16 protein-coding genes are annotated in these 14,798 nt (G+C 69.8%); 10 read left to right on the plus strand and 6 right to left on the minus strand.

Features of this window, described 5'->3' with window-relative positions; all coding sequences use genetic code 11:
- Positions 1 to 20: 20 nt before the first annotated feature.
- The 3 genes from dctA to WT26_RS31115 all read right to left on the minus strand — a co-directional run bounded on the left by dctA (position 21) and on the right by WT26_RS31115 (position 3,352).
- The gene (gene dctA, locus WT26_RS31105; RefSeq protein WP_069274734.1) at positions 21 to 1,301 is read right to left on the minus strand and encodes a C4-dicarboxylate transporter DctA; all 1,281 of its coding nucleotides are present in this window, start codon (positions 1,299 to 1,301) and stop codon (positions 21 to 23) included.
- A complete protein-coding gene (locus WT26_RS31110; protein WP_069274735.1) occupies positions 1,298 to 2,230 on the minus strand; it encodes a LysR family transcriptional regulator in 933 nt (310 codons plus the stop codon). The genes dctA and WT26_RS31110 overlap by 4 nt, the downstream gene beginning before the upstream one ends.
- A 174-nt stretch (positions 2,231 to 2,404) precedes the next feature.
- A complete protein-coding gene (locus tag WT26_RS31115) occupies positions 2,405 to 3,352 on the minus strand; it encodes an aldo/keto reductase (protein WP_069274736.1) in 948 nt (315 codons plus the stop codon).
- A 188-nt stretch (positions 3,353 to 3,540) separates the two neighbouring features.
- On the opposite strand from WT26_RS31115, the gene WT26_RS31120 reads away from it, so the two are divergent.
- Positions 3,541 to 4,164: an HAD hydrolase-like protein gene (locus WT26_RS31120; protein WP_069274737.1), complete on the plus strand. Its 624-nt coding sequence runs from the start codon at positions 3,541 to 3,543 to the stop codon at positions 4,162 to 4,164.
- A 222-nt stretch (positions 4,165 to 4,386) separates the two neighbouring features.
- The gene (locus tag WT26_RS31125) at positions 4,387 to 4,983 is read left to right on the plus strand and encodes a DUF4142 domain-containing protein (protein WP_069274738.1); all 597 of its coding nucleotides are present in this window, start codon (positions 4,387 to 4,389) and stop codon (positions 4,981 to 4,983) included.
- A gap of 89 nt (positions 4,984 to 5,072) precedes the next feature.
- Here the strand turns inward: WT26_RS31125 and WT26_RS31130 are convergent, their stop codons facing one another.
- Positions 5,073 to 5,672, minus strand: a complete 600-nt coding sequence (locus WT26_RS31130; RefSeq protein ID WP_069274739.1) for a GNAT family N-acetyltransferase — start codon at positions 5,670 to 5,672, stop codon at positions 5,073 to 5,075.
- A 49-nt stretch (positions 5,673 to 5,721) separates the two neighbouring features.
- Positions 5,722 to 6,651: a LysR family transcriptional regulator gene (locus WT26_RS31135; protein ID WP_069274740.1), complete on the minus strand. Its 930-nt coding sequence runs from the start codon at positions 6,649 to 6,651 to the stop codon at positions 5,722 to 5,724.
- Between the two features lie 109 nt (positions 6,652 to 6,760).
- Here WT26_RS31135 and lysA point away from each other — a divergent pair, with 109 nt between their 5' ends.
- From lysA to WT26_RS31155, 4 genes are all read left to right on the plus strand, one after another.
- The gene (lysA, locus tag WT26_RS31140; RefSeq protein ID WP_069274741.1) at positions 6,761 to 7,999 is read left to right on the plus strand and encodes a diaminopimelate decarboxylase; all 1,239 of its coding nucleotides are present in this window, start codon (positions 6,761 to 6,763) and stop codon (positions 7,997 to 7,999) included.
- A 328-nt stretch (positions 8,000 to 8,327) separates the two neighbouring features.
- Positions 8,328 to 8,648, plus strand: coding sequence for a hypothetical protein (locus WT26_RS31145; protein ID WP_069271540.1), 321 nt, complete (start codon positions 8,328 to 8,330; stop codon positions 8,646 to 8,648).
- A gap of 1 nt (position 8,649) precedes the next feature.
- A complete protein-coding gene (locus tag WT26_RS31150) occupies positions 8,650 to 9,702 on the plus strand; it encodes a hypothetical protein (protein WP_155123267.1) in 1,053 nt (350 codons plus the stop codon).
- 4 nt (positions 9,703 to 9,706) lie between these two features.
- Positions 9,707 to 10,579: a DUF4239 domain-containing protein gene (locus tag WT26_RS31155; RefSeq protein ID WP_059851629.1), complete on the plus strand. Its 873-nt coding sequence runs from the start codon at positions 9,707 to 9,709 to the stop codon at positions 10,577 to 10,579.
- Here the strand turns inward: WT26_RS31155 and WT26_RS31160 are convergent.
- The gene (locus WT26_RS31160; RefSeq protein WP_042588343.1) at positions 10,551 to 11,237 is read right to left on the minus strand and encodes a helix-turn-helix transcriptional regulator; all 687 of its coding nucleotides are present in this window, start codon (positions 11,235 to 11,237) and stop codon (positions 10,551 to 10,553) included. The two genes, WT26_RS31155 and WT26_RS31160, sit on opposite strands and share 29 nt — an antisense overlap.
- A 266-nt stretch (positions 11,238 to 11,503) precedes the next feature.
- Between WT26_RS31160 and WT26_RS31165 the strand changes: the two genes are divergently transcribed.
- From WT26_RS31165 to WT26_RS31180, 4 genes are all read left to right on the plus strand, one after another.
- Positions 11,504 to 12,202: a DUF2589 domain-containing protein gene (locus WT26_RS31165; RefSeq protein ID WP_059851631.1), complete on the plus strand. Its 699-nt coding sequence runs from the start codon at positions 11,504 to 11,506 to the stop codon at positions 12,200 to 12,202.
- Between the two features lie 18 nt (positions 12,203 to 12,220).
- The gene (locus tag WT26_RS38695; RefSeq protein ID WP_230461664.1) at positions 12,221 to 13,069 is read left to right on the plus strand and encodes a DUF2589 domain-containing protein; all 849 of its coding nucleotides are present in this window, start codon (positions 12,221 to 12,223) and stop codon (positions 13,067 to 13,069) included.
- Positions 13,053 to 13,499, plus strand: a complete 447-nt coding sequence (locus tag WT26_RS31175; protein WP_042588345.1) for a lysozyme — start codon at positions 13,053 to 13,055, stop codon at positions 13,497 to 13,499. Before WT26_RS38695 ends, WT26_RS31175 begins: the two co-directional genes overlap by 17 nt.
- Before the next feature lie 150 nt (positions 13,500 to 13,649).
- Positions 13,650 to 14,777, plus strand: a complete 1,128-nt coding sequence (locus tag WT26_RS31180) for a PHB depolymerase family esterase (RefSeq protein WP_059718637.1) — start codon at positions 13,650 to 13,652, stop codon at positions 14,775 to 14,777.
- Positions 14,778 to 14,798 lie beyond the last annotated feature (21 nt).

A 14,798-nucleotide genomic window follows, 5' to 3' on the forward strand; every position in this document is an offset into this window, starting at 1 on the left:
ACTGCGCGCTGCCCGAGCCGCTAAACGCGCTGAACCGGCTCCCGCGTCCCCGCTTCGAGCACGTCGCGCAGCCGCTCGCGATCGCAGCCCCGCTGCCAGATCGACACGACGACGACCGCGCAGGCATTGCTGATCACGCTGGTCAGCGCGCGGGCCTCGGACATGAAGCGGTCGATGCCGACCAGCAGTGCGACGCCGGCGACGGGCAGGTCGGGCACCACCGTCAGCGTCGCGATCAGCGCGACGAGCCCGCTGCCCGACACGCCCGCCGCGCCCTTCGACGTGATCAGCATCACCGCGAGCAGCGTCGCGACCTGCGCGGCGGAGAGCGGCACGTCGCACGCCTGGGCGATGAACAATGCCGCGAGCGTCAGATAGATCGCGGTCCCGTCCAGATTGAACGAATAGCCCGCCGGCAGCACGAGCCCCACGATGCCCTTGTCGCAGCCGAGTGCCTCCAGCTTGACGATCAGGCGCGGCAGGACGGGTTCCGTGGACGACGTCGCGAGCACGATGAGCAATTCTTCGCGCATGTAGCGCAAGAGCCGCCACAGCGCGAAACCGTGCAGTCGCGCGAGCGGTGCGAGCACCAGCGTGACGAACAGCGCGCACGCGAGATACATCGCGACGATCAGCTTGCCGAGCGAGCCGACCGAACCGATGCCGAAGCGGCCCACCGTGAACGCCATCGCGCCGAATGCGCCGAGCGGCGCGAGCCGCATCACGAGCGCGAGGATGCGGAACAGCACGCGCGCGATGCCCTCGACGAACGCATGCACGATGCCGTCGCGCCCTTCGGTCGCGGCCAGCGCGAAGCCGAACAGCAGGCCGACCAGCAGCACCGGCAGCACCTCGCCGGCGGCGAACGCGCCGACGAGCGTATCGGGGATGATCTGCAGCAGGAACGACGCGACGCCAGCAGCCGGCGCGCGCGCCGTGAACGATGCGAGCGCCGACGCATCGAGATGGCGTGCCGCGACATGCAGGCCGTCGCCCGGCCGCGCGGCATAGGCGATCGCGAGCCCCACGGCGAGCGCGGCCGCGGTGAGCGCATAGAAGAGCGCCAGCGCCCGGACGATCGTGCGGCCGATGCGCGCGCCGTCGCCGAGCGCATTGATGCCGGTCACGATCGTGCAGAACACGATCGGCGCGACCATCATCCGCACGAGCGCGACGAACGCATCGCTGAGGGGCTTGAGCGCGACGCCCGCCTGCGGAAACAGGTGCCCGACCGCGACACCGAGCGCCATCCCGATCAGCACCTGCACGTACAGCAGCCTGAGCGGCCGCAGCAGCGTCATGCGCGCTTCCCCGCCGCGCGCCTGGGGCCCGCGGCCGGCTTGCGGTCCTCGATCACGTGCTGGAGGAATTCCTGCGCGGCCGGCGTCAGCGTGCGGCCGCGCCGCCGCACGATGCCGACGCGCCGCGTGACGACCGGCTCGACGAGCGGCACGCTCGTCAGGATCGGATGCGTCGGCAGCGGCATCGCCATCGACGGCACCGCCGCAACGCCGAGGCCCGCCTCGACGAGCCCGAGCATCGTCGTCACGTGGCGCGCCTCGCAGACGCTCGGTACACGCGGGGCCACGGCGGCAAGCGCCTGGTCGAGCAGCAGGCGGTTACCGGAAGTCTTGTCCACCGACACGTAGTCGTATTCGTACAGCTCGCGCCAGGTCACGCGCTTCTTCGCGGCGAGCGGATGGTCGCGCCGGCACGCGGCGACGAAGCGCTCCTCGAGCAGCGTCGTGAACTCGACCTCCGCCTCCTGGCTGCCGATGAAGCTCACGCCGAAATCCGCCTCGCCGCTCACCACCGCGTCGAGCACCTCGTTCGCGCTCGCGTCGATCAGCTTGATGCGGATCTTTGGATAGCGGGTGCGGAAACGCGCGATCGTGTTCGGCAGGAAGTAGTAGGCGACCGACGGCACGCATGCGATCGTCACGTGGCCCAGGCGGCTCGATGAAACGTCGCGAATGCCGAGCAGGGCGGCGTCGAGATCGTCGAGCAGTTGTTCGGCGCTCTGCGCGAACACGCGACCGACCGTCGTCAGCGTGACGCGGCGCGTGGTGCGCTCGAACAGCCGCACGCCGAGCGCCTCCTCGAGCTTCTCGATGCGCCGGCTCAATGCCGGCTGCGAAATGTTGATGGCGTCCGCCGCCTTGCGGAAACTGCCGAGCTGAACCACCGCCCGGAAAGCCTGCAAGTCGGCAAGATCGAAGTTGATGCCCACGCGCTGCCCGTATGCTGGTCTGAATGCCGCTTGGTGCGGCCAGGTGCGGCTATTCTGGGGCCTGTGCGCGGGCGCTGCAAATGCGCGCGCAGGATCGCGCGGGTTCATCCGCTATCCGGCGCGACGAAAGCTGACGAAACGATTACAGATGCAACAGTACGCCGCGCGCGCCGGTCAGTACGCGCTGGCTTCGTCGAGCCGCTTCACGTCGTCCGCGTCGAGCGCAAGCCGGATCGCCGCGCCGAGATCGTGAAGCTGCTCGAGCGACGTCGCGCTCGCGATCGGCGCGGTGATCGTCGGCCGCGCGATCTGCCAGGCGAGCGCGACGGCCGTCGGCGTGGCGCGGTGCTTGTCCGCCACCGCGTCGAGCGCGGCGAGAATTCGCAGCCCGCGCGCCTCGAGATAGCGCGCGACGCGCTCGCCGCGCGTGCTCTTCGTCAGGTCGTCGACCGACCGGTACTTGCCCGACAGGAAGCCGCTCGCGAGCGCGTAGTAATTGACGACACCGAGCGTCAGCTCCGTTGCCGCCGGCTCGAGATCGCGTTCGTAGTCCGCGCGATCGAACAGGTTGTATTCGGGCTGGATGACCTGGTACGCGGGCAGGCCGTCGCGCCGGCTGATGTCGGCGGCTTCGCGCAGGCGTGCGCCGCTGTAGTTCGATGCACCGATGATCCGCACCTTGCCTGCGTCGATCAGCGTTTGGTAGGCGCCGAGCGTTTCCTCGAGCGGCGCGGAATCCGGGAGGTCCGCGTGCGAGAAATACAGGTCGATGTAGTCGGTCTGCAGGCGGCGCAGCGAATCGTCGGCGGCTTTCAGGATGTTGTCCTTCGCCAGCCCCGCGCGCGCGGCCAGCAGGCCGACCTTGGTCGAGATCACGACCTGTTCGCGCTTGCCGGAGCGCTTGAGCCACTTGCCGATGATCGTTTCCGACTCGCCACCGCTGTTGCCGGGAGCCCAGGCCGAATAGACGTCGGCCGTGTCGATGAAGTTGATGCCGGTGTCGGCGAGCGCGTCGAGCAGCGCAAACGACGTGTTCTCGTCGACGGTCCAGCCGAAGACGTTGCCGCCGAACGCGAGCGGCGAAACCTGGATCGAAGACGTGCCGAGCGAACGCAATGCCATGATGAGCCCCCTTGAATACCTGTCGAGAAATCTCGCGGCGCGCTCCGCCGCGATCGGAGCGGTCATGCTAGTGGACGCGCGACACGGGCTCCAAGCGAATTCGCGCAATAAGGTATGCATGTTTCGCGCAAAGCGCATGACGGAATGACGAACCGACTACAATCGCGGCCACTGTTGCACTATCTGCCATGACCTACCGCCTCATCGCATTCGACTTCGACGGCACGCTCGCCGATTCGCTCGACAGTTTTCTCGCGGCGCTGTCGGAGGCGTCGCGCATGCACGGCTTTCGCGACGTCGACGATACGCTCGTCGCCACGCTGCGCGGGATGTCGGCGCGCGACATCATTCGCGCGCTCGACGTGCCGATGTGGAAAGTGCCGCGCGTGACGATCGACATGCGTCGCCTGATGCGGCCGCGCATCGCCGACGTGACGCTGTTTCCGGGCGTCGCCGAGACCTTCGACACGCTCGCCGCGCGCGGCATCCGCATCGCGATCGCCACGTCGAACACCGAGGACATCGTGCGCGACCGGCTCGGCCCGCATGCGTGCCGTCACGTCGGGCACTTCGCGTGCGGCATTCCGCTGTTCGGCAAGTCGCGCCGGCTGCGCGCGCTCGCGCACGACGCGGGGCTGCGCACCACCGACGTGCTGTACGTCGGCGACGAGATCCGCGACGCGGACGCGGCGCGCCGCGCGAACGTCGCGTTCCAGGGCGTCGCGTGGGGCTACACTGCGCCGGACGCGTTGCAGGCACATTGCGCGACGCCGTTGCTGGCCCGCTTCGACGCGCTGCTCGACATCGTGTAACCGGCGCACGCGTCCAATCGTCTTACCAACCGTTACACAAACCACAGCGCGGTTGCACCTGCGGGAAAACCCCTCTCCTAGAATCAGTCGGGCCGGGAAACACTTCGACCGGCGCCGCGGCAGAGCGGCGGTCGAATCCGGCCCGGGCGCGCCCGGTCTCTCGCACAGCGACGGATCATCCGATCCGTTTTTCAACCAGAGCCCCGATTGAAAGGAGGTCCCATGAACCGCTTTCCCCAAGTCTCGCGCCTTGCCTTGTCTGCCGCTGGCCTGCTTCTCGTCGCCGTGACGGCGACCGCGCAAACCGCACAACCGGCTCAACCCGGCCAGCCGGCCGAACCGGCACAAACCGCGCCGTCGGCCGGCGCGCCGCGGCTCCACGAAGCCGACCAGGCGTTCATCACGGACGGCACGAAAACGGTGTCGACGCAGCACGACGCGGCACGCATCGCCGATTCGCGCACGTCGGACAGCCAGGTCAAGGCGTTCGCGCAACGCGTGTCGACCGACGATGAAAAGATCATCCAGGCAATGCGCGCGGCGAGCCCGCGCGGCGTCGACGTGCCCGCCAACGACCCCGACACGGCCGTGCTGAACAGCATCAAGACCCTGCGCGGTGCCGAGTTCGACAAGGCGTACATCGAACAGGTCGCGCTCGCCGGCCAGCAGAAGGCCATCTCGGCCTTCCAGGCCGAAATCGCATCGGGCCGCGACACGAAGCTGAAGGAAGTCGCACGCCAGTCGCTGCCGATCCTGCAGAAGCATTACGCCGACGCGCAGAAGCTCGCGGAGCGCCACCACCTCGCATCGGCGCAGTAACGCGCCGGGCATGCCGCGCGCGGCGCGGCTGCCTGCTTCCCTGTCTCGCCGCCGCCGGCCCCCTCTCCCGGCGGCGGCCTCGCCGCGCGTTACCGCGCGAGCCTCTCCTGCAGCCGCGCCTTCACCTCCGGCCATTCGTCGTCGATGATGCTGAAGCGCACCGAATTGCGCTTGCGGCCATCCGGCATGATCCGTTCGTGCCGCACGATGCCTTCCTGCTTCGCACCGAGCCGCAGGATCGCCGCGCGCGATGTCTCGTTCAGCTCGTCGGTCGTGAACTGCACGCGCACGCACTGCAGCACGTCGAACGCATGACCCAGCAGCAACCATTTCGCTTCGGTGTTCGCACGCGTGCGCTGCGCCGATTCGCTCAGCCACGTATGGCCGATCTCGAGCTTGCGGTTCTTGCGATCGATCTTCCAGAAACGCGTGCTGCCGACGACCCGGCCGGTCGCGCGCTCGACGATCGCGAAAGGCATCATGGTGCCCTCCGCGCGCCCCTGCAATGCAGTCGCGAGATACGCGTCGATCGTGTCCGGGCCCGGCACGACCGTGACCTTCAGGTTCCATAGCTGCCCGTCGGCGGCGGCGGCCAGCAGCGCCGGCGCATGCGATGCGTGCAGCGGCTGCAATTCGACGTGTTCGCCGGTAAGGGTCGGCTGTTCAGGCAGGACGGGTGAAGCGGTCATGAGAATTCCCGGGGTCGTGTTACGGAGGGAAAAGAGGGCGAAACATCCATCATACGGCCGCACGCCGGCCGAGATGCGCGGCGAGCCGGCCGCGGATCGCCTTCGCCTCGGCGCGCAGCGCATCGGCGAACGCATCGACGAGCAGGCTTTTCGGCCGGTGCTCGGGCACGATCACGCTGACGCGGTACGGAAACGAGCGTGTGAGCGGCCGCACGTGCAGGTCGCGCCCGACGAAATCGAGCGCGGTCAGCGGATTGACGATCGCGACGCCGAGCCCCTGCCGCACGAACGCGCACACCGACACGGCCGACGGCGTGTCGACGACCGAGCGCGGCGCCACGCCGAGCTGCGCAAACGCCTCGTCGATCAGGACGCGGTACGGATCGTTCAGCGACAGGCTCACGAACGGGCGATCGGCGAGATCCAGCAGATCGATCGCATCCTGCGCGAGCAGCGGATGGCCGTCGGGCAGCACGCATACTTCGTCGGCTTCGAGCAGCGGCGTGAGCACGGTGCCGGCCGGCGCGACGTCGTGCTCGGTCAGCCCGAGGTCGTAACGCTGCGCGGTCAGCCACTCTTCGAGCATCGGCGATTCCTGCGTTTCGACCGACAGGCTGACGCCCGCATGCGCCGCATGAAAGCGCCGGCACGCGCCCGGCAGGATCGCGTGCGAGAACGCCGGCAGCGCGATCACCGACAGTTGACCGTCGCGAAACTCGCGCAGGCGCGCGGCCGTGGCCGCGACGCGTTCAAGCCCCACATACGCGAGCCGCACGTCGTCGAACAGCGTGAGCGCGGCCATCGTCGGCCGCAACCGGCCATGCGCGCGCTCGAACAGCGCGAAGCCGACGACCTGCTCCATGCGCGCGAGCTCGCGGCTGATCGTCGGCTGCGACGTATAGAGCATCTCGGCCGCGCGCGTCGTGCTGCCGGTGACCATCAGCGCGCGAAAGACCTCGATATGGCGGTGCGTGAGCATGTTCTTCTATATCAAACGTGAATTGAATTTCGATAAACGAGCATTTTACTGCATAGACAAACAGGCGCATCATTCACGTTATCCGTTCATTCGACCCGATGCATCCGCCATGTCCCTCGATTCCCGCCAACTCGCGACGCTCGCTCAGCAATACGGCACCCCGCTGTGGGTGTACGACGCCGACGTCATCCGCGACCGTATCGCCCAACTGCGTCAGTTCGACGTGATCCGCTATGCGCAGAAGGCGAACTCGAACGTCCATATCCTGAAGCTGATGCGCGAGGAAGGCGCGTGCGTCGATGCCGTGTCGCTCGGCGAGATCGAGCGCAGCCTCGCGGCGGGGTTCAGCCCGGCCGGCGAGCCGGAAGGCGTCGTGTTCACGGCCGACCTGATCGACCGCCCGACGCTCGCGGCGGTGCTCAAGCACGGCGTGACCGTCAACGCCGGTTCGCTCGACATGCTCGCGCGCATCGGCGAGCACGCGCCCGGCCACCGGGTGTGGCTGCGCGTCAACCCCGGTTTCGGCCACGGCCACAGCAACAAGACCAACACCGGCGGCCCGCAGAGCAAGCACGGCATCTGGATCGACGACGTGCCGCGCGCGATCGAGATCGTGCGCCAGTACGGGCTGAAGCTGGTCGGCATCCACATGCATATCGGGTCGGGCGTCGACTACGGCCACCTGTCGCAGGTGTGCGACGCGATGGTCGATCTCGTCACGTCGCTCGGCCATGACATCGACGCGATCTCGGCCGGCGGCGGCCTGTCGATCCCGTATCGCGACGGCGAGCCGCGTGTCGACGTCGGTCATTACTTCAGCCAGTGGGACGCCGCGCGCAAGCGGATCGAACGGCATCTCGGCCACCCGGTACGCATCGAGATCGAACCGGGCCGCTTCCTCGTCGCCGAAGCCGGCACGCTCGTCACCGAAGTGCAGGCCGTCAACCGCCGGCCGAAGCACGATTTCGTGCTGATCGACGCGGGCTTCAACGACCTGATGCGCCCGTCGATGTACGGCAGCTACCACGCGGTATCGGTGCACGCGCACGACGGCGCGTTGCCGGCCGGCCGGCCGCTGGTCGATCTCGCGATCGCGGGGCCGCTGTGCGAATCGGGCGACGTGTTTACGCAGGACGCAGGCGGCGTGGTCACGCACCGCAAGCTCGCGCAGCCGCAGATCGGCGACCTGCTGTTCCTGCACGACGCGGGCGCGTACGGCGCGTCGATGTCCTCGAACTACAACAGCCGGCCGCTCGCGCCGGAAGTGCTCGTCGATCGCGGCACGCCGCGGCTGATCCGCCGCCGGCAGACGGTCGCCGAGCTGCTCGCGCTGGAGTTGGACGCGTAAGCGGATCGTTCCACCTCGTCGCAAGATCGCATCGCAACGGCTGCCGCACACATGCGGCGGCCGATCTCCCCTCCCCTTATCGCCATTCGCACGCGCGGTAAGCGATCAGCCTCATTGATCGCATTCCTCTTCATTTCATTTCGGGATATCCGCTGCGCACGTGCATCACGTGCCCGCCCACGTCAACCGCGCATCCGGCACGGCGCCATAGGCCGTTCGTCACGCCGCGGTCCATGACGACTGCCGCATTGCCCGCGCGACGCGCGCCCCGCAAAGTGCCAGCACGGGTCCGCGCACGACGCGCGACGCCGCTCAAAGGAATCCCGCCATGAAACAGCTCGTCCGCGTCATCTCCGTGCGCCACGACTGCGCGGCCAAGCGCACGCATCCCGACGCGCCGCGTTGCCTGATCGACTTCGTGCCGCCCACCGACGTCGCGTTCCCCGCGCCGCGGTCGCTGCAATACATCGCGCACGACGACGGCCACGCCGCCAGGCAGGTCGCGGCGTTCGAGGTCGACCGCACGCGGCTGCGCCGGACGCGCGTCGCACCGGCCGCCTGCATGCACGATCCGGGCGCGGATGCCCGCGAGCGGGTCGCGATCCGCGAATTCACGGCCGACGCGCCGGCCCCGGGCGGAGCGCAATGAAATGGACGCGTTCCGCTTCGCGCGCTGGCTCGACGGCCGGCGCCGCCCGCCCGTGCCGCCGCCCGCGCCGCGCGCGGCGGACGGGCTCGCCGCGCAGCTTTGCGACGAATGCGAGGCGATGGCGCGCTTCGCGCTGCATCACGGGCTGCCCGTCGAGCCGGACGCCGTCGCGCAGCTCGCGACACTGATCGCCAACGGCCGCTCGCCGGCCGACCCGCCGCTCGCCCCCGCGCAGCAGCGCGCGCTCGCGACGCTCCACCGCAAGCTCGCCGCGCTCGTCGCGCCCGCCACGCCGCAGGCCGTCACGCTGCTCGACCTGCATCGCCGCAACGCGCATCCGCTCGCATGGCTCGGCCCGGTGCCGCTGATCCGGCTGCTGACCTTCTCCGCGCTCGGCTTCCTGTTCGCGGTGATCGCGACGAGCCTGTCGCCGCACGTGTCGAGCGAGAACATCGACCGCGGCTTCCTGCAGTCCGACGGCACGCTGCTGCTGTGGAACACGCTGTTCCTGCTGTGCTGCGCGGGGCTCGGCGCGTCGTTCGCGACGCTGTTCCAGGCACACCGCTACGTCGCCGCGTCGACCTACGACCCGAAGTACGACGCGTCGTACGGCGCGCGGCTGATCCTCGGCGTGATCGCCGGGCTGATCCTCGTCGAAATGCTGCCGTCCCAGCTTTTTGCGCAGGGCAGCATGCACAGCTTCGGCCGGCCGGCGCTCGCGATGCTCGGCGGCTTCTCCGCGACGGCCGTGCACCGCGTGCTGCAACGGCTCGTCGACACGCTCGAGACCCTCGTGCAGGGCGACCGCTCGGCCGACGTCGATGCGACGCTCGTCGCCACCCGCGCCCGCGCCGCCAGCGAGCGCGCGCACTGGCAAGGCGAGCTCGCGGCGAGCCTGCTCGACCTGCAGCAGTCGCTCGACACGTCCGCGTCCGCCGACGCGATCCGCGCGCGCCTTGCCGCGTTCACGCGCGCGATGCTCGCCGCCGATCCGTCGCCCGCGCAGCACGGCGCGCCGCTTTCCCCCACGCCGCCCAACGACCATCAGGAGTAGCGACATGCTGTTTCTCTACAACATTCCCGCCGCCGCGATGGGTGCACTGATCGTGGCCGCGACGCTCGCGGCCGCGCTGCTCGGCTATGCCGCGTTCCGGCGCGTGCTGCCCGCACGAATCGACGCCGAACAGCGCGGCATGATCGTCGCGATGCTGTCGGCGGTCACGACGATCAACTCGCTGCTCGTCGCGTTCTCGGCCGTGTCGGTGTGGAGTTCTTATCAGGCCGCGACCGATACCGTCGCGGCCGAAGCCGCCTGCGCGACCGAGCTGTCGCGCGACCTCGCCGCGTTCCGCGTCGCCGGCACCGGCGCCGATCCCGCGCGCCGCGCGCTCGCCGACTACCTCGCGCGGGTCGTCGACGACGAGTGGCCGCAGATGCAGCAGCACGGCCGTGCCGACCCGCGCGCCGAAGCCGCGTTCGACCGGATGTTCGCGGCGATCAATCGCGTCACGCCGACCGACGAGCGCGAACGCGTGCTGCTCGCGCAGGCGATGGCGCGCGCGAACGAGATGGTCAAGTACCGGCAGGCCCGCCTGCAGAATCTCGAGTCCGCGATGCCGGGCACGCTCTGGGCCGTGATGCTGGTGTCGAGCAGCCTGTCGCTGCTGTTGCTGTATGCGCTGCCCGGCACGCGCTTCAATGTCGGTCTCGTGTCGATCTGGGCGGTCACGCTCGGGCTCGCGTTCTTTTTCGTGCTGGCGGTGGACCGGCCGTTCGCCGGCGAGGTGAGCGTGCGCGCCACGCCCATCCGGCACGCGCTCGACGGGCTGCGCGCCACGCTGGCCGCCCCGCGGCGCGCGGCGCTGGACGCCGCGCCGGCCGGTCCGGGGCCGGCGGAGCACGTCAGCCTGGCGGGGTGCAGGCGGGCGTGAACATATAGCCGGGGGACGGATCGGCCGGCACGTGACGCGACAGCCACAAGGCCGCCTCGGTCCGGTTGCTCACGCCGATCTGCCGGAACAGCGCATACAGGTGGTTCTTGATCGTGCCCTCCGCGACGTTCAGCACGCGGCAGATCTGCTTGTTCGACTTGCCTTCGGCCAGCAGCCGCAGCACCTCGCGCTGCCTCGGCGTCAGCCGCTCGAACGCGCGGTCGTCGCCGGCCGGCGCGCCGGCCGCGCGCGCGTGCCCCGCCCCGCCTTCGCCCGCCGGCACGTAGATCGCGCCGGCCGCGACCCGGGCGAGCGCGTCCGCGAACTCGTCCGCGCTCGCGCGCCGGTCGATGATGCCGGCGGCGCCGGCCAGCAGCGCGTCGGCGATCGTCCGGCGGCACACGCCGCCGACGACGCACAGCCACGGCGTCGCGCCGAACGTCTCGTGCAGCACGTTCGGCCAGATCGTGGGCGGTGCATGGTCGTCGCATTCGATCGTGACTGCGCCGACCGTGTCGGGCAGCAGCGCGTCGCGCAAGCGACGAACGTCCTCGGGGCGCTGGGCGGACCACACATGCCAGCTCATGTCGCGTTTACACATTACGTCTGCCACGCCCGCCACGAACAACGGCGGACTGTCGATCATCAGGACGTTCATTTGCGCGGTTTCCTCGAAAGCGGGATTTAGGTTTTTTTACTTCCCTTCCGCCGGATTTTTACCGCTGTTTGTTTCGCCGCGCACTAGGCTCGTCGATCCGGGAAGAATGTCCTAATTCGGCCCGGTTCCGGCATTTCATTCCATTACAACGGTCTTCCCCGGGCATCGAGCGTGACGACCGTCATCTTCTCCGGACACTTCCCATTGCCTAACTTGATTAACGACAGCGAATGTCCGTTGTCTTCAACAGGCAGAGGAGTTTATTCATGGACGCTAATTTCATTGGTTCGGTGATTAACGCTTTACCGATGGACCAAATGATCGCCGGGCCATTAAAGGCGATGATCAGCGCGCAAACGCAAGCCGCAAAGAGTTATGCGGATTTCCTGATGCAGGTCTGCATCCAGGGCGGCAAGGCGGTGGCCGTGCAGTTCGACTACGACGAAACGCTCGTCGACGAAAGCGGCGTATCGAAGGGCGTCGTGCAGAAGACCATGCGCATCCCGCTGCTCGCCGCGATCGTCCACCCGATCATCGCGATCGAGGAAGGCACGATCGACTTCGAGATGGAGATCACGCAGTCGGAGAAGGCGTCGTCGTCGACCGAGGCCGGCGGCGAGTTCAAGGCGAAGATCGGCTGGGGCCCCGTCAGCGTCAACCTGTCCGGCCGCGTGTCGCACAAGTCGGAGCAGACGCGCAGCACCGACACGCGCGCGAAATACTCGATCCACACGCAGGTCAAGCGCCAGCAGCCGCCCGAAGCGCTGATGCGCGTGATCGACTTCCTGACCGAAGCGGCGACCAAGCCGGTCGTCGCCGCGGACAAGGCGAAGGACGTGAAGCCGCTGCCCGCGACGCCGACCGACGGCAAGCTGATCGGCGAGACGTCGAGCGCGGGCACGGGCGCGTCGGGCGACGGCGCAGCGGCGGCGGGCGCGCCCGCGCAGGCCGGCGAGCACGCGTAAGCGCGCCCGGGTCCGGCCATGTTCAGGCTCTTCAAACGGCGGCGCAACGCGGCCGCGCGCGCTGACCGGCCGGCCGCCGACGCGGCGGCGGGCGGGCCATCCGACGCCGGCGGGCCGCCGCCGTCACCGGCGAGCGCCGCCCAGGGCGGGCAGCCGGGCGCGACGGCCGCGCCGTTCGCCGCGCCGGAAGCCGCGCCTGCCGTCCGCGCGTCGTCGTCCGGCGCGGCATCCGGCACGTTGCCCGACGCGGCGCCGGGGACGCCCCCCGGTCCCGCATCCGGCGCGTCGGACGGCCACGCGTGCGCCCCGCCGCCCGGCGAGCCGGCGGACGCCGACCGCCCGCCGCCGCGCGGCCTCGCGCTCGACGAGATCGCGCGCGGCATGCAGCACGCCGCGGCGGCCGCGAATCAGCTGCTCGCGCATCAGTACACGGCCGTGCTCGACCAGTTCTTCGACCGGCGCGACGACGGCCTGCTCGCGCCGCGCGAAGTCCAGGTCGCGCTCGACGCCGAGCACACGATGCCGGTGCCGCTCGTCGCGCTCGCGACGCCGCGCGGCCTCGCGCTCGAGCGGATGGTCGTGCACCTGACGGTGCGCGGCGATTTCACCGAGGCGCATCCGGCCGGCGGCTTCGCCGGCGACGACCAGCGCGGGCGCTTCTACGTGACGCTCGCGCCGCGCACGGCGAACAAGGATGCGCAAGGCAACGCGGGGCGCCGCGACACCGAGCACATCGACATCGAAATGCAGTTCGCGGCGCTCGCGCCGCCCGAAGCGATCATGCGCGTGATCGACGAATACACGCACCGCCTGGTGCCGCGCGCACGGCACGGCAACGAGGAGCACCACGATGGCGAACCAGCCTGAACGCACCGGCACGCAAGGCATCGAGCTGATCAAGCACTTCGAGGGCCTGCGGCTCGCGCGGTATCTCGATGCGGTCGGCAAGCCGACCATCGGCTACGGCCACCTGATCCTGCCGCACGAGCGCTTCACCCGCCCGCTCACGCCGGCCGAAGCCGACGCGCTGCTGCGGCAGGACCTGCGCAGCGCCGAGCTGAGCCTGCGCAAGCTGCTGCGCGTGCCGGTCACGCAGCAGCAGTTCGACGCGCTGATGTCGTTCGTCTTCAACCTCGGCTCGGGCCGCCTGCGCTCGTCGACGCTGCTGCGCTACCTGAACGCCGGCGCGCCGGCCCGCGCGGCCGACCAGTTCCTGGTCTGGAACAAGGCGGGCGGGCGGCCGCTCGCGGGCCTCACGCGGCGCCGCCAGGCCGAACGCGCGCTGTTCCTGTCGTGAACGGCACATGCGGCGCGCAACGATCGTCACGGGTCGCCGACCGTGCCGTTCGCGCCATTCACCGCGCCGCGCGCCGCACCTAAGCTGAAGCCGTCGCCTTACGAAGCCGCGTCCCCGCACCTCAACGATTCGTCACCACAGGAGCCCAGCATGAACGTCACTCCCCGGCCCGGCCGCCCGGCGCCGCCCCGCTTCGCCCTTCCGCGCCTGTCCCGCGCCGCGCGCGCCGCCGTTGCCGCGGCCGCGCTCGTCGCCGGGGCGGTCGCGGCAGTCGCGCCGCAAGCCGCCTGCGCGGCCGGCGCGGCGCCGCTGCCCGCTTACGCCGCCGACCTGACGCGCACGTCGGTGTCCGGCCTGTCGTCCGGCGGCTTCATGGCGGCGCAGTTCGACGTCGCGTATTCGAGCCGGCTGATCGGCGCGGGCATCGTCGCCGGCGGGCCGTTCTACTGCGCGGGCGCGAACGAGCTGATCGAGCCGGCGATCGCCGCGATGACGCTGTGCATGCAGCCGGTCGGCCCGGCGCCGTCCGCGACCGACGCGTGGCGCAACGCGCGGACGTTCGCGCAGCGCGGCGAGATCGACGATCCGGCGAACCTGCGCCGCCAGCGCATCTACGTGTTCAGCGGCGCGAAGGACACGGTCGTGCTGACGCGCGTCGTCGACCAGACCGTGCGCTTCTACGAGCTCGCGCAGGTGAGCGCCGCGAACCTCCAGTACCGGCGCCACCCCGACGCCGGCCACGCGTTCGTCACGAGCCGCCCCGGCGATGCCGCGTGCAGCGCGAACGCGAGCCCGTACATCGACAACTGCGGCTTCGAGCAGGCGCACGACATCGTCCGCTGGATCTACGCAACGCCCGACAAGCCGCTCAACCCACCGGCCGCGCAGGCCGGCGGCAAGCTGCTCGCGTTCGACCAGCGCGCGTTCGACCCGCAGCGGCGCGCGTCGCTCGACGACACCGGCTACGCGTATGTCCCGGCAGCGTGCGAGCGCGAGACGTGCGCGGTGCACGTCGTGTTCCACGGCTGCGTGCAGAACGTCGCGACGGTCGGCGAGCGGATGATCCGCGGCACCGGCTACAACGAGATCGCCGACACGAACCGGCTGATCGTGCTCTATCCGCAGGTCGCGAAGTCGGCGGCGAACCCGCTCGGCTGCTGGGACTTCTGGGGCTATACGAACGCCGAGCCGACCCGGCCCGGCTTCTATCGCCGCGACGCGCCGCAGATGGCCGCCGTGATGCAGATGGTGCAGCGCCTCGGCGCCGCGCGCCCGTGAGCCGCATGCCGTCACGGACCG

This window comes from Burkholderia cepacia (genome assembly GCF_001718835.1).
GTDB lineage: Bacteria > Pseudomonadota > Gammaproteobacteria > Burkholderiales > Burkholderiaceae > Burkholderia > Burkholderia cepacia_F.